This is a genomic window from Blautia sp. AM29-29 (assembly GCF_003480555.1).
GTDB lineage: Bacteria > Bacillota > Clostridia > Lachnospirales > Lachnospiraceae > Fusicatenibacter > Fusicatenibacter saccharivorans.
Genome location: NZ_QUJD01000012.1, coordinates 31824 through 47737 on the forward strand (window position 1 = coordinate 31824; position 15914 = coordinate 47737).

The 15914-nt window shown below is 51.0% G+C and carries 18 protein-coding genes, 2 pseudogenes and 1 riboswitch; of the genes and pseudogenes, 3 read left to right on the plus strand and 17 right to left on the minus strand.

The window, feature by feature from the left end:
- Positions 1–49: 49 nt before the first annotated feature.
- Positions 50–2278 (minus strand): DNA helicase PcrA, encoded by a 2229-nt coding sequence (gene pcrA, locus DW769_RS10065; RefSeq protein ID WP_118750333.1) that lies wholly within the window; start codon positions 2276–2278, stop codon positions 50–52.
- A gap of 178 nt (positions 2279–2456) precedes the next feature.
- Between pcrA and DW769_RS10070 the strand changes: the two genes are divergently transcribed.
- Positions 2457–3077 carry a DUF1836 domain-containing protein gene (locus tag DW769_RS10070; RefSeq protein ID WP_022463204.1) on the plus strand — a complete coding sequence of 207 codons (621 nt, stop codon included), beginning with the start codon at positions 2457–2459 and terminating at the stop codon, positions 3075–3077.
- 59 nt (positions 3078–3136) lie between these two features.
- Here the strand turns inward: DW769_RS10070 and DW769_RS10075 are convergent, their stop codons facing one another.
- From DW769_RS10075 to DW769_RS10095, 5 genes are all read right to left on the minus strand, one after another.
- Positions 3137–3436, minus strand: a complete 300-nt coding sequence (locus DW769_RS10075) for a YerC/YecD family TrpR-related protein (RefSeq protein ID WP_022463203.1) — start codon at positions 3434–3436, stop codon at positions 3137–3139.
- 96 nt (positions 3437–3532) lie between these two features.
- Positions 3533–4420: an AraC family transcriptional regulator gene (locus DW769_RS10080; protein ID WP_118750334.1), complete on the minus strand. Its 888-nt coding sequence runs from the start codon at positions 4418–4420 to the stop codon at positions 3533–3535.
- Positions 4421–4441: 21 nt separating this feature from the next.
- Positions 4442–5911 carry a xylulokinase gene (gene xylB / locus DW769_RS10085; RefSeq protein WP_055264758.1) on the minus strand — a complete coding sequence of 490 codons (1470 nt, stop codon included), beginning with the start codon at positions 5909–5911 and terminating at the stop codon, positions 4442–4444.
- Positions 5912–6035: 124 nt separating this feature from the next.
- The gene (locus DW769_RS10090) at positions 6036–7502 is read right to left on the minus strand and encodes an L-fucose/L-arabinose isomerase family protein (protein WP_055221457.1); all 1467 of its coding nucleotides are present in this window, start codon (positions 7500–7502) and stop codon (positions 6036–6038) included.
- Between the two features lie 108 nt (positions 7503–7610).
- Positions 7611–8228, minus strand: a complete 618-nt coding sequence (locus tag DW769_RS10095; RefSeq protein WP_055221409.1) for a DUF4867 family protein — start codon at positions 8226–8228, stop codon at positions 7611–7613.
- A 152-nt stretch (positions 8229–8380) separates the two neighbouring features.
- A riboswitch (TPP riboswitch) is annotated at positions 8381–8490 on the plus strand.
- 65 nt (positions 8491–8555) lie between these two features.
- Here DW769_RS10095 and DW769_RS10100 point away from each other — a divergent pair.
- Positions 8556–9224, plus strand: a complete 669-nt coding sequence (locus tag DW769_RS10100; protein WP_055221407.1) for an energy-coupled thiamine transporter ThiT — start codon at positions 8556–8558, stop codon at positions 9222–9224.
- A 71-nt stretch (positions 9225–9295) separates the two neighbouring features.
- Here DW769_RS10100 and DW769_RS10105 read toward each other — a convergent pair whose 3' ends face one another.
- The 3 genes from DW769_RS10105 to DW769_RS10115 are packed head-to-tail and all read right to left on the minus strand — an operon-like array spanning position 9296 to position 11157.
- On the minus strand, positions 9296–10015 hold the full coding sequence (locus DW769_RS10105; protein ID WP_022463197.1) for a SpoIIIAH-like family protein: 720 nt from the start codon (positions 10013–10015) through the stop codon (positions 9296–9298).
- Positions 10016–10028: 13 nt separating this feature from the next.
- Entirely contained in the window at positions 10029–10598 is a 570-nt protein-coding gene (locus tag DW769_RS10110) for a stage III sporulation protein AG (RefSeq protein ID WP_118720181.1), read from the minus strand.
- Between the two features lie 4 nt (positions 10599–10602).
- Entirely contained in the window at positions 10603–11157 is a 555-nt protein-coding gene (locus tag DW769_RS10115; RefSeq protein WP_022463195.1) for a stage III sporulation protein AF, read from the minus strand.
- Positions 11158–11171: 14 nt separating this feature from the next.
- Between DW769_RS10115 and DW769_RS17300 the strand changes: the two are divergent.
- Positions 11172–11300 (plus strand): annotated as a pseudogene (locus DW769_RS17300) (DUF6783 domain-containing protein); the annotation flags it as partial.
- On the opposite strand, the pseudogene DW769_RS17305 reads toward DW769_RS17300, so the two are convergent.
- From DW769_RS17305 to DW769_RS10150, 8 genes and pseudogenes are all read right to left on the minus strand, one after another.
- Positions 11250–11381: pseudogene (locus tag DW769_RS17305) on the minus strand (DUF6783 domain-containing protein); the annotation flags it as partial. The pseudogenes DW769_RS17300 and DW769_RS17305 sit on opposite strands and share 51 nt — an antisense overlap.
- Positions 11353–12519, minus strand: coding sequence for a stage III sporulation protein AE (locus tag DW769_RS10120; RefSeq protein ID WP_055221402.1), 1167 nt, complete (start codon positions 12517–12519; stop codon positions 11353–11355). The gene DW769_RS10120 and the pseudogene DW769_RS17305, both read right to left, overlap by 29 nt.
- A complete protein-coding gene (locus DW769_RS10125) occupies positions 12506–12889 on the minus strand; it encodes a SpoIIIAC/SpoIIIAD family protein (protein WP_055221401.1) in 384 nt (127 codons plus the stop codon). The genes DW769_RS10120 and DW769_RS10125 overlap by 14 nt, the downstream gene beginning before the upstream one ends.
- A gap of 29 nt (positions 12890–12918) precedes the next feature.
- Positions 12919–13113 carry a stage III sporulation protein AC gene (spoIIIAC, locus tag DW769_RS10130; RefSeq protein ID WP_022463192.1) on the minus strand — a complete coding sequence of 65 codons (195 nt, stop codon included), beginning with the start codon at positions 13111–13113 and terminating at the stop codon, positions 12919–12921.
- Between the two features lie 27 nt (positions 13114–13140).
- Entirely contained in the window at positions 13141–13656 is a 516-nt protein-coding gene (locus DW769_RS10135; RefSeq protein WP_055221399.1) for a stage III sporulation protein AB, read from the minus strand.
- A complete protein-coding gene (spoIIIAA, locus tag DW769_RS10140; protein ID WP_055228503.1) occupies positions 13656–14663 on the minus strand; it encodes a stage III sporulation protein AA in 1008 nt (335 codons plus the stop codon). Before spoIIIAA ends, DW769_RS10135 begins: the two co-directional genes overlap by 1 nt.
- Before the next feature lie 57 nt (positions 14664–14720).
- Entirely contained in the window at positions 14721–15272 is a 552-nt protein-coding gene (locus DW769_RS10145) for a 4'-phosphopantetheinyl transferase family protein (RefSeq protein WP_022463189.1), read from the minus strand.
- Positions 15273–15354: 82 nt separating this feature from the next.
- Positions 15355–15861: an SEC-C metal-binding domain-containing protein gene (locus DW769_RS10150; protein WP_055221393.1), complete on the minus strand. Its 507-nt coding sequence runs from the start codon at positions 15859–15861 to the stop codon at positions 15355–15357.
- Positions 15862–15914: the final 53 nt, after the last annotated feature.

The window sequence follows — 15914 nt, forward strand, 5'->3', positions numbered from 1 at the left end:
GAAAAAAGAGCGTGCCGGAATTTTGTTTTCCGACACGCTCTCGTTCTCCTTATAACTTTTTCAGTTTTGCAAACGAAGCAAACATTTTCTTTGTACCAGCCTGGTCGAAGTTGACGGTAACTTCATAATCTCTTCCGCCGTCCACGATATCCGTGACAATGCCGACACCGAACTTGATATGGCGCACCGTATCCCCGATTTCGTAATTGAGTTTCGTCGCCTTCTGCGCGCTGAAGGTTTTCGCCTGCTGCGGCTTCTCGCGAAATGCCTGCTTCATCGCCGCATAGACGCTGCCTCTCGTCGGAATGTCCATCTTCGGCTTCCGGTCTTCGATCTCCCCGCGCTCCCGCTCCAGGGAAATCAACTCCCGCGGAATCTCTTTGACAAAACGGGACATCTTGTTGTACTGCACTTCGCCGCGGATCATTCTCTGGCGCGCACACGTCAATGTCAGATGCTGCATCGCACGCGTGATGCCCACGTAGCAGAGACGGCGCTCCTCCTCCAGCTCCGACGGATCATCTCCGGTGATCGTCATGTAGCTCGGGAAAATGCCATCCTCCATGCCGGCAAGGAATACGTTCGGGAACTCCAGTCCTTTTGCGGAATGCAGTGTCATCAACAGCACGTAATCGCTCTCCTCATCCACCGAGTCGATATCAGACACCAGCGCAACCTCCTGCAGAAAACCACCGAGAGATGGCTGTTCGGCGCTCTCCTCATAATCCGCAATCTTTGAAATCAGCTCGTCGATGTTCTCGATGCGGGCTGCCGCTTCTTCGGTTCCCTCCGCCTGCAGATCTGCTACATAGCCGGTCTCCTCGATGATTTCATTCAGCAGCTCTTTGACCGACAGATAATCTGCTTTCGCGCGGAGTACCTGTAAAAAGGACGTGAAGGATTTAATCTTATTTAAAGACCGCATCAGCCCCGGCACATACTCGGCCTCGAGAAGCGCATCGTAGAAACGGATGCCCTGCTCTGCCTCCCAGTCCTGCACTTTGTTGATCGTCGCCGCTCCGATACCGCGCCGCGGAACGTTGATGATACGCAGTACCGCAAGGTCATCCTCCGGGTTCTCGATCACACGCAGATACGCCAGCAGATCCTTGATCTCGCGTCTCGCATAGAAGTTAACACCGCCCACGATTTTATATGGAACATTTGCAAGCAGCAGTTTCTCCTCAAAAAGACGGGACTGTGCGTTGGTACGGTAGAGAATTGCATAATCACGGTACTTCTTTCCCTCCGTGCGGACGCCGCGCGTGATTTCTCCTGCTACGTACTCCGCCTCCTCAAAACCGCTCTGGAACTGCCGCAGATCGATCAGGTCACCCTCCGGGTTCTCTGTCCACAGGCGTTTTGCTTTTCGTCCCTGGTTATTCGCAATCACTTCATTTGCCGCATTCAGAATATTCTGCGTAGAACGGTAATTCTGCTCCAGTTTAATGACCTTCGCATCCGGGAATACATGCTCAAAACTCAGAATATTTTCAATATTCGCCCCGCGGAATTTGTAGATCGACTGGTCATCATCGCCGACAACGCAGAGATTGCGGTATTTTGCCGCCAGAAGGCTCACAAAGCGGAACTGAACCGTGTTGGTATCCTGATACTCATCGACCATGATATAGCGGAACTGCTCCTGATAATAGTCGAGCACTTCCGGGAACTGCTGGAATAATTTTACGGTCTGTACCAGCAGATCATCGAAGTCCATCGCATTGTTTTTCTTTAACTCTGCCTGATACTCCGCATAAACTGCCGCATACTTCTGCAGCTTCCAGTCGATTCCCGCGTCAATCCGGTACTGGTCCGGCTCGATCATCTCATCCTTTGCGGACGAAATTGCCGCCATGATCGCACGGTCGCGGTACAGTTTCGGATCCATCTGGAGCCGTTTCATGATGTCCTTGATCAGCGATTTCTGGTCATCGGTATCGTAAATTGCAAAATTGTTGGCGTATCCCAGACGTTCAGCATGGCGGCGCAGAATCCGCACGCAGCTGGAATGGAAGGTGCTGACCCAGATCCGCTCCGATCCGTATCCCACGATTTTATCGACACGCTCACGCATTTCTCCGGCGGCCTTGTTCGTAAAGGTGATCGCCATAATATTCCACGGATTGACGCCTTTGTCCCGGATCAGGGAGGCGATGCGGTGCGTCAGTACCCTCGTCTTTCCCGAACCGGCACCTGCAAGGATCAGAAGCGGCCCTTCGGTGTACTCCACAGCTTCCATCTGCATCGGGTTTAATCCTGTTTCTGTCTGATTCATGTTCTTTCTCCTTCATCTGCTTCGAATCTTTTCACATGCATCTCAGTATATAACAAATCCGCCCCGGTTACAAGTAAGAACGAACATACGTTGCATTTTTATCATGGAAACTTTTTTCGCAAAGTCCTTGCTATCTGGTATTAAAAACTATATAATGGGAACAGTGAGGTGATAACAAATGACGATAGACTCAGATAAAATTCTTCATGATTTACTGAATTCACTGGATTCTCTCGAAGGCATCCGCCCGGGGGAAATCCCGAACATTGCTTTATATATGGACCAGGTCACGACCTTTATGGACGCACAGCTCGCTTCTTCGCGCCGCTTCGAGTCCGATAAGGTTCTGACAAAAACAATGATCAACAACTATGCAAAAAACAAGCTGCTCCCGCCGCCGGTCAAAAAGAAATATTCGCCGGAGCACATGATGCTTCTGGTTTTTATTTACTACTTTAAAAACATCCTCTCGATCACGGATATCCAGACACTGCTCGCCCCGATCACCGATCGGTATTTCGGCACGGAGAGCGGCTTTTCCATCAAAGATATCTACGACGAAATTTTCCAGATGGAAAAAGAAGAAATTGCATCCGTAAAAGAAGATCTTCTGAAAAAAGCGGATGTATCCAAGTCCATGTTCGGCAGCTCACCGGAGGAGGACCGGGAATTTCTCCAGCTCTTTTCGTTTATCTGTCTGCTGAGTTTCGATGTCTATCTGAAAAAACAGATGCTCGAGCACATGGTGGATGAACTGGCATCCCTCGCGGCGCCTTCTGATCCGAAAAAGAAAAATTAAGAACAAATGTGTAATCAAAAAAAGACGGCTGCGTTGGAATCGCACCGTCTTTTTTGATTTTACACATTTTCTTTCTTTTCCATCCGTTCAAACACCATCTCATATCCGTCGTTTCCATAGCTTAAGGAACGGTTCACGCGGCTGATCGTCGCCGTGGATGCTCCCGTCTTTTCGGAGATTTCCAGATACGTTCTCTTCTCCCGCAGCATTTTCGCCACTTCAAACCGCTGCGACAGCGAAAGCAGTTCATTGATGGTGCATACATCCTCAAAAAAAGTATAGCATTCTTCCTTATTCTTCAGACACAAAATTGCCTCAAAAAGCTGGTCTACTGCTTCTGAATGAAGTTTCTTGTTCATTTCAAACCCTCCTGTACGAAAATTAAGCCCCCATCTCATTCTTATAACTCGGAATACTACCATTTTAGCACAGTAAAGTGTGAAATACAAGTCCTTTTATCCCTGCATCAGCAAAGCCTGTACCATCGACTCCCGCTGTCTGCGGTAATCGCTCGGCGAACAGGCCTTTACCGTCTTGAAGGTACGGTTGAAGGCACTTAAAGAAGAGAATCCGGAATTCATCGCCACATCCGTGATACTCATCTTTTTGTCGTACAGAAGCTCCTCTGCGCGTTTGACGCGTTTAGAATTGAGGTACTCATAGAATGTCATGTTCATGTACTGCTTGAAAATTCTGGTAAAGTGGAACTTGGAAAATCCGCTGACCGCAGCTACTTCCTCGAGAGAAAGATTCTCCATGTAATGGACATTGATATAACGGCAGGCGCTTAAAACAGTCTCTATATATTCCTGCTGCTTCATTGCCCCGAACGTATTCTGCGCGTTGGCATCCGAAAAGCCCTTGCGGCCAAACTCTGAAAAAAGCTCTTTGAGGCCGGTGCAGATTCTGTGCGTCATCACTGCGCCCTCATTATCGTATTCCCGCACCAGTTCCAGAATCTGGCTGCGTAGAAACAGATAGAAGGGATCTTCCTCATCCTCTTTTTTGAAGTAGATGGCCGGAAGCCGCAGGAAAATCGTTTCCATTTCTTCCTGATTCTCCACACAGCCCGGTTCCACCAGCATGACAATCCGTTCTCCCTGGGATACGAATCTCATTCCGTGTACAACGCCGGAATTGATCATAATGATGTCGCCCTCTTTCAGATTATAGCTGTCTTTTCCGACAACAACCTCATATTCACCTCTGGTCGGCATGATAATTTCAATTGCGGTATGCCAGTGCTCCGGATAGCCTTCTGTCACGGTGTTGTGAAAGATTTCAAACGCCGGCGGGTTTGCTGCATTCCGGTCAAATGTTTTCCCATGTTCCACTTTCTTCATCTTATTTCTTACCTCTTTTTATTACAGCAGCTCTGTAAACAGATCTTTTACGGTCGGATAAATCTTTGCAAATTTCTGATACTGGTGCTCATATTTCTCAACCAGTTCCGGTTCCGGCTCGATGGTCTCTGTCACACGAACAATTTTTTCTGCCGCCTCTTCTACGGATGAAAAGACACCGCAGGCAACGGCTGCCAGCATGGCTCCGCCAAGTGCCGGGCCTTCCTCGGACTCAATACGGTCCACTTTGATGTTCAGCACGTTTGCGATCATGCGTCTCCACAGCGGGCTCTTTGCACCGCCTCCGCAGATTTTCGTTCTCTCGATCTGGATGCCGAGGGATTTTGCTACCTCAAAGGAATCGCGGATCGCAAAGGCAACGCCCTCGAGAACAGCCTGGGTCATATCCTCTCTTGTGGTGTCCATAGTCAGGCCGATGAAGGTTCCTCTTGCATCCGGGTTGTTGTGCGGGGAACGCTCGCCCATCAGATACGGCAGGAAGAAGACATTATTCTCGCCAAGTTTTGTGATGTTCTCCTGCTCTTTTGTATATTCTTTTGTGCGGATGATTTCATCCATCCACCATTTGTTGCAGGAAGCTGCACTCAGCATGCATCCCATCAGGTGATAGTGGCCGTCTGCGTGTGCGAATGCGTGCAGGGCATTGTGGCTGTCTACGCCGAATTTGCTGCTGGAAATGAATACGGTTCCGCTTGTACCAAGGGAAACGTTGCACATGCCGTCGCCTACGGTTCCGGTTCCGACTGCGGCTGCTGCGTTGTCTCCGGCTCCTGCTACAACTTTACAGGTCTCCGGCAGTCCAAGTTCTGCTGCTACTTCCGGTTTTAAGGTTCCGACAGCGTCAAAGCTCTCATGGAGCTCCGGAAGCATCTCCAGGGAAATACCGCAGATTTCTGCCATCTCTTTTGACCAGCATTTGTTCTTGACATCCATCAGAAGCATGCCCGATGCATCGGAGTAGTCGCTTACGAATGCGCCGGAGAGACGGTATGCCAGGTAATCTTTTGGAAGCATGATTTTGCAGATTTTTGCGAAGTTATCCGGCTCATTTTCTTTCACCCAGAGAATCTTCGGTGCGGTAAAGCCTGCAAATGCAATGTTTGCGGTGTACTCGGAGAGTTTTTCTTTTCCGATTACGGTGTTCAGATAATCGGTCTGTTTTGCGGTACGGCCGTCGTTCCAGAGGATCGCCGGGCGGATGACGTTATCGTTCTCATCCAGGATGACAAGGCCATGCATCTGGCCGCCGAAGCTGATGCCGGCTACCTGGGATTTGTCTACGTCTTTTACCAGCTCGCGGATTCCCTCTTTACTCTGCTCCCACCAGTCTTCCGGTTTCTGCTCAGACCAGCCTGGATGCGGGAAATACAGCGGGTACTCTCTCGATACAATATTTACAATTTTGCCTTCCTCGTCCATCAGAAGCAGTTTGACAGCGGAAGTACCAAGGTCAACACCAATAAAATACATGTCGAATCTCCTTTTTCTACTCTTTTTCAAAAAGGGCGGCAGCAGACCTAGATCTCTGCTCCGCCCTTTTGCTTATGCGTTACTGCATATCTTTCTTATTTTTCAGTGAATCTTCCGGAACGGATTAGCCCCACGGATTCTCTGTCGGGTAACGAACACCCTTCGGCTGGTTGTAGCCGATCTCATCTACTTCGACACCGAGCATTTTGAATACTTCGAATAACGGTTTTCCGAAGTGTCCGAATGCTACTGCGCCGTGATGCGGATAGTTTTTCTCTACCAGTACGTGACGGTAGAATCTGCCCATCTCCGGAATAGCGAAGATACCGATGCTTCCGAAGGAACGTGTTGCTACAGGAAGAACCTCGCCCTCTGCGATGTATCCGCGCAGTTTTGCGTCAGATGTGCTCTGCAGACGATAGAAGGTGATGTCTCCAGGAACGATATCTCCCTCGAGGGTACCCTGTGTTACTTCTTCCGGAAGGGTTCTTGCCATGATCATCTGATATTTCATAGAGCAGAATGCCAGTTTGGTGGAAGCGGTATTTCCGCAGTGGAATCCCATGAAGGTATCTTTTAGGGTGTAATCAAATTTGCCTTTGATTTCGCTCTCATACATATCCTTCGGAACGGTGTTGTTGATGTCGAGGAGTGTTACGGTGTCTTTGGATACAACGGTTCCGATGAACTCGGACAGTGTTCCGTAGATATCTACCTCACAGGATACCGGGATGCCCATCTTGGTCAGACGGCTGTTGACATAGCAAGGAACGAATCCGAACTGTGTCTGGAATGCCGGCCAGCATTTTCCGGTCAGGGTTACGTATTTTCTGGAGCCTTTGTGTGCTTCGATCCAGTCTAACAGGGTGATCTCGTACTGAGCCAGTTTCGGCAGGATTTCCGGTTTCAGGTTTCCTTCGCCGAGCTCTTTTGCCATATCTTCTACGACTGCCGGGATTCTCTCGTCGCCTGCGTGTTTGTTGAATGCTTCAAACAGGTCAAGCTCGGAGTTCTCTTCGATTTCTACGCCGAGGTTGTACAGCTGTTTGATCGGTGCGTTACATGCCAGGAAGTTGGTCGGACGCGGTCCGAAGCTGATGATTTTCAGGTTCTTAACAGCTACAACTGCAGTTGCAACCGGTACGAAATCTTTGATCATGGCTGCTACGTCTTCTGCATCGCCAACCGGGTACTCCGGAATGTATGCGTGCAGGTTGCGCAGTTTCAGGTTGTAGCTTGCGTTCAGAACGCCGCAGTATGCATCGCCGCGTCCGCCTACAAGGTCGTCGCCGGTCTCTTCTGCTGCTGCTACTACCATGCAAGGTCCGTCGAAGTATTTTACAAGCAGGGTTTCCTCGGTCTCCGGTCCGAAGTTTCCAAGGTACACAACAAGTGCATCACACTCTGCTTTTTTCAGGTCTTCGAGTGCGTTCATCATGTCGATTTCATTCTCGACGATGATTGGACATTCGTAGATTTCTCCGTCGTATGCTTTTACGACTGCTTTTCTTCTGTTCTCGGAAAGGCTGTTCGGGAAGCAGTCACGGCTTACTGCAACGATACCTAATTTGATTTCCGGTGTATTGTTGATCATTTTTGAAGATCCTCCTTTTTGGGTTTTCTTGGTTTTTGGTTTCTTTTTATGTTCAGAACTGCTCTTTTGGGGCAGTGTTTCTGATTTCTGGTTTTGTCTCTGGTTTTATTTTACCGAGAGGTTTTCTCCTTTGATGCCTGCTACGCTTCCAGCGATGTTTGCATCCGGGTGGCTTAAGAGCCATTTGTTTCTGGCGAAGAGCAGGTCGTCTTCCGGGGTGTGTTTTTCTTCCAGGGTGATGTCGGTATTGGTTCCTTTTGGAAGGACTACGACGCATTTGAAGCCGCTGGCTGCCACGTTGCATGGTGCGTAGTGGAGGGTGGTTGCGTAGACTTCAATGGTGGTTCCGGCCGGGATTAAGAAGGCCTCCATTTTGGATGAGTCGTAGGTGTGGTCTTCGGTGATGTCCTGTTCTTTTCCGAGGATCAGGATCAGGTCGGTTACGGCGATGTTGATTTCGCTGTCGCGGTGGTATTCTACGGCGTTCAGTAAATGGTTGTGGCCGTTGCAGTAGCCGATCTGGATCGGCATGCCGCCGTAGAGGCTGTCGGATACGGACTGGGCGCTTTTGCAGGCTTCGAGGCTTTCAATGGAAGGCTCGTAGACTACGTCGTCGGGACATGGGGTCTCGGACATGGCGGTGATGATGTCGCTGACGTCGAGGTCTTTGATGACTTTGCCGTACTGGCGGAATGCTTCGTCTGTTACTTTCAGAATCTGCATTGTGTTGGTGCTCCTTTCGTACAATTAGTTTAATGATTGAACTAATTGTAATATAGCACTTGTATGTACTTCTTGTCAACATGTATTTGGATGAAAAAACGGACGGGTTGACAAATAAGGGGGAGGTTGGTATACTTTAATACGTTAAAATAATAAGACGCTAGGGGAGCCTTTGGCTGAGAACGTGGGACAGGGATAAGCTCACGGACCCTCACTACCTGAACGGGATAATTCCTGCGTAGGGAAGCTGGAACGTGGTTTCGGAGGTGATTCGGGACTGTGTTTTTATGTGAGCCCCTCCAAGCGGAATGCGAAGGAGGTTTTTTTATGAGTTTTTTTGTTACTGCTGACGGCGGACTGACGACGGCCGGTTATGTTGGATGCGTGGTGCTGATGGTGGCGCTGGTGGTGATTGCTTCGGTTCTTTCTGCTCAGAAGAGTAAGGGGACGGGAATGGATGCAAGGAAGCTGGCGTTTTGTGCGATGGGGATGGCGCTGGCGTTTGTGACTTCGTATGTGAAGGTGTTTGAGCTGCCGTACGGGGGATCGGTTACGTTGTTTTCGATGCTGTTTATTGTGCTGATTGCGAACTGGTATGGGGCGAAGACGGGTATTCTCGTTGGTTTTGCTTATGGACTGCTGCAGTTTATCCAGGGGCCGTATGTGCTGTCGCTATTCCAGGTGTGCTGTGATTATGTGTTTGCGTTTGCGGCGCTGGGTGTGGCCGGATTCTTTGGAAAGAAGAAAAACGGGCTGCTGATCGGGTATATTGTGGCTGTGCTGGCGAGGGGATTTTTCCATACGTTAGGCGGGTATCTGTACTGGATGGATTATATGCCGGAGAATTTCCCGCAGTCTTTGAAGGCGCTGTATCCGATTATTTACAACTACAGCTATCTGCTGGCTGAAGGTGTGCTGACGGTGATTCTGATCTCGCTGCCGCCGGTGAAGAAAGCACTGCAGACGGTTGCAAGAACGGCACATGGTGCAAATTAAATAGAATTACGTAAAAAAATCCGGGAACGCATGATTTTGCGTTTCCGGATTTTTTACGTGGATATCAAAATTTACTGAGCACTCTCCTCTGCGGCTGTGTCGGCGGCGGAGCTCATGGGGGTGATGACGATGTTTTCTACGCCGATTCCGGTTTTGCGGGTTACGATGTCTTCGATCTGGGCACGCTGTTCCTCGGTTACTTCTTTCATCGGAACGACGATGTCGGCGGTTTCGCCGGTCAGGTTTACGACGACGTCGGTGAAGCCTTTGGCTTCGAGGAGGAGTTCGGTTGCCGACTCTTTTTCTACGAGTTCCGTCATTTCCACCATGCTCTGGACGGCGCTCTGGCGCTCGGTTTCGGAGAGGTTGGTGTTGTTGATGATTTCGTTTAAGGTGTCTTTATTCTGGGAACGGATCTGTTCCCGGTCGATTCTGGCCTGGGCCATGTATGTAGATGCCCCGGCAAGGACAGCCTCTCCCGGTGTTTCTGTGATGGTCCGCGAGGAATCGCCAGCGGCTCCGGCGTCCACCTCATCGGTGATGTCGGTGTCAAGGCTGGAGATGTCTTTTAATACGGTGCTTGTGTCTGCGGTGGTTCCGTCTGCCGTTCCTTTGGTGGACAGGGTGCTGTCCGCATAGTTGATGTATCCGGCAACGGCGATCATGATCGCAAGGGCGGTGATGATGACCTGGTTTTTCCGGAATTTTTTCTTTTTCCCGGCCGTCTTTTTCGGCGATGGTGTCTCTGCCATTTTCTCAGGTGCATTCATTTCCTGTTCTAATTTTTCCACGCATTTGACTCCTTTACTTCATTTTGACTACTTTAATCTTATTTGCGCCCACCTGAAATAATGCCATCACGGCCTCCTGAATCTCCTGTATCGTCACCGGGTTTCCCCCGCCTTCTGCGATAACGAGCACGCCGCGCACTGCCGGGTACTCCTCGGAAACCACATACGGTGTCTCGGCCCCGTTCTGTGTCTTTTCATAGACAGTTGCCTCATCCTGCGACGAGGATGTAACGCTTCCGGTCTCCTCTCCCTTCTTGTTTTCCTCCGTTGTGCTCCGCGTTGGAACATCTTTTTCCACAATCTTTTTTCCTGTGGATTCCAGCGTCACCACGACGTGCACTGCGCCCACACCGTCCATCTGGGAAAGTGCGTCACAAAGGCGCTGTTCCATCTCCTCCTGCACCGATGCTCCCGCATCTCCCGCCGGACGCGCAGCCGTCTCCTGCGGCTGTTCTGTCTCCTCACCGGTCTTTTTTGTTCCCGTCGGCAGCAGCAGGACAACGCCGATTGCCGCCAGCAGGAAGTACAGCATCCACTGCTCCTTTTTCTGTTTCCGGAAAAACGCCGCTGCCTTTTCCCTCATAGGCCTATTCCGAAATCTCTACCATAATATGCGCCGGATCGGTTCCGTAGACCTCACTTAAAACACTTTTGATCTCTGTCAGCTTTTCATCGAGCATTTCCCGCTGTTTTTTCTGTTCTTCGCGGTAAATGCTCGTCTGCCGCATCGGCGCTTCAATGCGGATCTCTTTTGCCTCACCGGTGTTTCCCGGCTCCAGCGTTACCGAAACGGCTGCCCCCGGAATGCCGCTCTCTGACAGATACATCCGGATCTGGCGCTCCGTCTCTTTTTCCCAGGCGCCCACGTAATACTGTTTTTCAAAGCTTTCTGCACGAATCTGTACATTTTCCATTGCTGCTGCCTCCTCTTCCAGCGTCAGACGGTCGAGCGTCTGCGCCATTTTCTGCTCCAAACCTCCCGCTTTTAGCACGGGCTGGAAAAAAATCAGTACCATCACAATTCCAAGAAAAAACTGAACCGGCTTCTTGTCCTCCTTCTCCGGGATCAGGTTCAGCACAGTTGTCATAAAAATCAGAAAAATTGAAATATTCTTAAGCCACTGCAGAATCTCTTCTACCATGCCGCCTCCCGCCGCTGCCTGCCCAACTACACGCTAGAGCGTGTCTGAAAAACCATTTCCGCAAGCTGCAAGCCCCACTTTGCGGTATATTTTACCCTCATTCGGTTGCCGTAGCCCGCTACGCCGCCCTCATTCGGATAAAATCTCCCACAAACTGGGACTCGCAGCTCACGAAAAGCCTTTTTCAGACAAGCTCTAGGAAAAAGTTCCCGCCAGGATTGCAATCGTCAGCAGAAACAGGACTTCTACGGTCAGAAGGAGACGCAGAAGCATCGCATATCCTTTTCCTGCCGCCGCAAGACATCCCGCGATCCGCTTGTCCGAGACGGGCTGCGCCGCCGCGGCGAGAAGGCGGAAGGAAAGACCCGAAACGAGAAGCTGAACGGCGGGGACCATGCCTGCTGCGAGCAGTACCAGCATTGCCGTCACGCCAAAGCAGTTGCGGATCAGCACCGCGGATCCTGCCACCAACTCGGTTACAGCATTCACCGCATTTCCGATGCCAGGAATCATTCCGGCAGTCCGCCAGAGTGCCATCTGCCGCAGGGAATCGAGCGCCGGTGCGATCAGATTCCGGATCATCTGCATTCCCACAAGTACGCCGAGCGACGATTTTAAAAGGCCGTTCACGCAGGTTTCCAGCAGCTCTGTCATATGGGACAAAATCTCCTCGCCGGAAAGATCGTTTACAAGGGCGATGAGCAGATAGATATGGATCATCGGGAGGACGAGGGCGAGCAGAAGCTTTTCGACAGCTAGAATCACTAGAAGGAGCATCTGATAAAACATCACGGCTGATGATGCGCCCCCGGCGGCCGCGGCCGCCAGATAGTAGGATGGCGTCAGGATCCGCATAAAAGCGACCAGCGATGTGATGACAGCTTTCAGGTTTTCCCCGCTCGACTGGAAATTTTTCAGAATCAGTGCAAGCGCAAGCAGATAGACCATATAAAAACTGGCGTCCCTGACCTGTTTTCCTTCAAAGAGAGAGGAAAAACTGCCGAGCACCGCGCCTGCCAGAACGAGGAGAAACAGCTCCTTCATCAGCCCCTTCTGCGCAAGGAATGCTGTTTTGGCACAGGAGAGAACGGCATTTCCGGCACGGAAGGTGCGGAAGGGATCGCCATCCTGCAAAAGAGAACGCACCGTACCGGCAAAAGAAAACTGCTGGCTGGACAGCAGGCTGTCCACTTCCTGCTGGATTGCATCGAAGTCGAGTTCTGCAAGAAGTTCGTCCTGCGCTGCTGCTGCCTGATCCGTTTCGGTATCCGCTGCTTCGATTTTCTGCGTTCTTCCCGTTCCGAAAATGAGACACAGAAAAAGCAGCGCCATGCCCCATCCGGCTTTTTTACAGAAAATCATGAACCGTTTCCAGCAGAGCGAGCAGCACTGGCATACTGACGGCAAGGACCGCCAGGCGGGCGAACAGTTCAATCTGCCCTGCAATGGAAGAATAGCCCGCATCCTTACAGATCCCGGCGGAAAACTGTCCCACATACGTGATCCCAAGCATTTTCAGCAGCGTATTCAGATACGATGAGTCCACCGGGAGATACGATTTCATTTGTGCGAGCATGCCGAGCAGATACTGCATTTTTCCGACGGTCCCGGCAAGAATGCAGAGGCCGGCACCGACCGTCACAAGAAGGGCAAATTCCGGCTTTGCTCCCTTTACTGTGATTCCAAGCAGCACGCCCGCCGTGCCAAGCGCAGCGATCCGAAGTATATCCATATGATCCCCTCCGTTTTTTCTCCCTGCTCTTAAATTGTAAACAGTTGTTTGATGTCCTCAAACAGCGCGGAAATATAGGGAAGAATCCAGAACAGCACCAGCACAAGACCGGCAAGGCTTGCAAGAAATGCCTGTTCTTCCCGGCCGCTGTGTTTTAATACCTGGCACAGGACCGATACCAGAATCCCGACTGCCCCGATTTTAAATAGAATCCCGACCTCCACGCCTGCTCCTCCATTTTCAGACACGCCCTAAACCAGAATCAAAAATAAAAAAAGGCCTCCCATGATTCCAAGACTCTGACAGAGCCTCTTCCTTTCCGGCAATCCTTTCTGCAGTTCCGCGATCCGCTGCACAAGGCGTGCCTCATACCGGTCCAGATTCGCCTTCTGCATGGCGCGGTCCCCAGTGCCAAGGCTGCATCCGGCCTCCTGCAGCTCTTCTTTTTCTTCTTTTGTAAGGCGTGTGTCCGCCAGGTGGACTGCCGTATTCTCTTCCAGAATCGCCGGCAGTGTCTTTCCGTCCGGGCGGCGCATATCCTCAGAAATATCCTGTAAAAAATCCCGGTACGGATCCCGCATCCGCCTTCCCGTCTCCCAGAACGCATCCGGCAGCGGGGAAGCCGCCGTCACAATCTCTCCACGCAGATACTGGATAATTTTCTGCAGTGTTTCCAGATCTTTCACATGGGCCGACAGCGCCGCACTCTTTGCAAAGCCGATCCCGACGCAGGCAAGAGAAGCCGCCAGTAAAACTGCAAGCCGCATCACAGAAACGCCTCCCTTCGGTACAGTGTCGTTCCTCTTCCGTCAAAAATAGCCTGTACACTTCCGGCGTGGGGTTTCGCATCCAGCACGATGTACCGCTCGAAAACGTGGGATTCCACGAGGCGGTTCAGGAGAGGCTTCTGCTTCATATCCTCCATGGAATTGCCATGCACGGTCGCGAGCAGCTTGCACCCACAGTTAACGACGGACTCGATCGCACGGATGTCCTCGCCCGTTCCGATCTCATCGACTGCCACCACATCGGGCGACATGGCGCGGATCAGCATCATCATGCCCTCCGCCTTCGGACAGCAGTCGAGCACATCGGTGCGGATGCCGACATCATTCTGCGCAACGCCGAGATAGCAGCCTGCGATCTCGCTCCGTTCATCGACCACACCGACGGTCAACCCCGGATATGGCGACTCCCCGTCCGAAATCTGGCGGATGATATCGCGCAGCATCGTCGTTTTGCCGCAGCCGGGTGCGGAGACAATCAGGGTGTGCAGGAAACGGCCGTCTTCCCAAAGGTACGGCATCACTCGGTCCGCGCAGCCCTTTTTCTCATGAGCAACCCGCACGTTGATGCAGGATATATGGCTGATGCCTTTCACCTTTTCCCCTTCGATTACCGTCTTTCCGGCAATGCCGATCCGGTGGCCGCCCTCCACGGTCAGAAAACCCTGCCGCAGTTCATCCTCGTAGGCGTAGAGGGAAAAACTTCCTATGTAATCCATCGTATCGCGGATATCCGTCGGTGAGACGGGATAACCTTTCTCCCACTCCCCGGTCAGTGCTCCGTCCGGGGTCAGAAAGTACTCCTGATCCTTTGCGACCACCAGAAGCGGCGCGCCGGTCCGCAGACGGATTTCCTGCAGGTCATCGGCCAGCAGATCTGTGTTTTTCAGAATTTTCCGTATATTCGCAGAAAACAGGCGCAAAAGTTCCCTTTGCTCCTGTTTTTTCTCTGGCGTAACAATATCCTTTTGTCTTCCTGTCCTTTTCATCTTCACCACCTCTTATCGTTATATATATGAGATGGCGGGACAGGTTATGCACGGTTTTTATGGTTCTATTCTTTTCATGCAGATTTTCACAGGCTCCGCTGCCCAGACGGCGCCTTCATATCCTTTCTCCGGACTGAAATGTGTGCAGAAGCCCTCTTTCTTTTCCGTTCCAAGAGAACCCGAAAGACCGGTTCCCCTCCACTTGCCGTAGCTCTCCTCCTCGGTCCAGATCCGGAAAAACAGCGTTTCAGCATTCTCCGCTGCGGCAAGGCGTTTCTGGTCTTCGGCGGAAAAATACCGTTCTGCCATACGCTCCCAGGCAGCGCGGCGGTGCTGCTGCAGATCCATGCCGATCGGAATGGAAGCAAAAGCGCAGGCAGCGTATTCCCCCGAATGAGAAATATTAAAACAGATCTGCGGATGCCCTGGCAGGTACGGTTTTCCGTGCGCATTCCGTTCGATCGTTATCTTTTCTCCATCCAGCCCATACTGTTCCTGCATTCCCATCCGGAACAGCTCCCATCCGCACTGCGAGAGTTCCCGTTCCAGCTCTTTTTTTTCGCCCTCCGGCTGTGTAATTTTTTTCAGATAAACTACCGTCTCCTGCATCCTGCTTCTCCCTCTTCATAGAAAAAGAGACCGCGAAGCCTTTCAACTTTCGGCTCCCCGGTCTCTTCTCGAAAATTCTTTCTTATGCGTTTTTACCGCAGCAGTATTTGTATTTCTTTCCGCTTCCGCACGGGCATGGATCATTTCTTCCGATTTTTTTGCCCTTGATTACAGTGCCGGATTTTTTCTGCTCCATGTAAAGCGTTTTCTTCTGCTCTTCTGTGAAGATCTCATCCCACATCGGCAGGTTGTACAGCCAGTCTGCTTTTGCGTCTACCATGTTTTTGTACAGAAGCTCTTTATCGTAAGCCAGTGTAACAACGGTATCCTCTTCCATCTCCTCGATCGGGTTCGGGATCACAAGGCTGTCGTTGATGCCGTCCAGGAAACCAACCATGGTCATAACGTCCACTTTGTATTTCTCTGCCAGCTCTTTTACGGTTCCTTTTACCACTTCATCCGGGTTGGAAAGAAGCTGCTCGTAAATGTTTTTCTCAATCAGGAAATAATTGGTCCAGAACTGCTGGAGCTGTTTTTTGTCTGCTTCCTGATTATAGGCGATATCACGCCAATTCTGTAATAAACTCATGTTATTATCCATCCTTTATCTGTTTCTCTGAGCACGTTTTTTCGCGCCGTCCC

What these genes read in the sequence shown, in the direction of transcription:
- pcrA (WP_118750333.1), bottom strand. Translation starts at nt 2,278, where the DNA reads ATGAATCAGACAGAAACAGGATTAAACCCGATGCAGATGGAAGCTGTG.
- DW769_RS10070 (WP_022463204.1), top strand. Translation starts at nt 2,457, where the DNA reads ATGACGATAGACTCAGATAAAATTCTTCATGATTTACTGAATTCACTG.
- DW769_RS10075 (WP_022463203.1), bottom strand. Translation starts at nt 3,436, where the DNA reads ATGAACAAGAAACTTCATTCAGAAGCAGTAGACCAGCTTTTTGAGGCA.
- DW769_RS10080 (WP_118750334.1), bottom strand. Translation starts at nt 4,420, where the DNA reads ATGAAGAAAGTGGAACATGGGAAAACATTTGACCGGAATGCAGCAAAC.
- xylB (WP_055264758.1), bottom strand. Translation starts at nt 5,911, where the DNA reads ATGTATTTTATTGGTGTTGACCTTGGTACTTCCGCTGTCAAACTGCTT.
- DW769_RS10095 (WP_055221409.1), bottom strand. Translation starts at nt 8,228, where the DNA reads ATGCAGATTCTGAAAGTAACAGACGAAGCATTCCGCCAGTACGGCAAA.
- DW769_RS10100 (WP_055221407.1), top strand. Translation starts at nt 8,556, where the DNA reads ATGAGTTTTTTTGTTACTGCTGACGGCGGACTGACGACGGCCGGTTAT.
- DW769_RS10110 (WP_118720181.1), bottom strand. Translation starts at nt 10,598, where the DNA reads ATGAGGGAAAAGGCAGCGGCGTTTTTCCGGAAACAGAAAAAGGAGCAG.
- DW769_RS10115 (WP_022463195.1), bottom strand. Translation starts at nt 11,157, where the DNA reads ATGGTAGAAGAGATTCTGCAGTGGCTTAAGAATATTTCAATTTTTCTG.
- DW769_RS10120 (WP_055221402.1), bottom strand. Translation starts at nt 12,519, where the DNA reads ATGATTTTCTGTAAAAAAGCCGGATGGGGCATGGCGCTGCTTTTTCTG.
- DW769_RS10125 (WP_055221401.1), bottom strand. Translation starts at nt 12,889, where the DNA reads ATGGATATACTTCGGATCGCTGCGCTTGGCACGGCGGGCGTGCTGCTT.
- DW769_RS10135 (WP_055221399.1), bottom strand. Translation starts at nt 13,656, where the DNA reads ATGCGGCTTGCAGTTTTACTGGCGGCTTCTCTTGCCTGCGTCGGGATC.
- spoIIIAA (WP_055228503.1), bottom strand. Translation starts at nt 14,663, where the DNA reads ATGAAAAGGACAGGAAGACAAAAGGATATTGTTACGCCAGAGAAAAAA.
- DW769_RS10145 (WP_022463189.1), bottom strand. Translation starts at nt 15,272, where the DNA reads ATGCAGGAGACGGTAGTTTATCTGAAAAAAATTACACAGCCGGAGGGC.
- DW769_RS10150 (WP_055221393.1), bottom strand. Translation starts at nt 15,861, where the DNA reads ATGAGTTTATTACAGAATTGGCGTGATATCGCCTATAATCAGGAAGCA.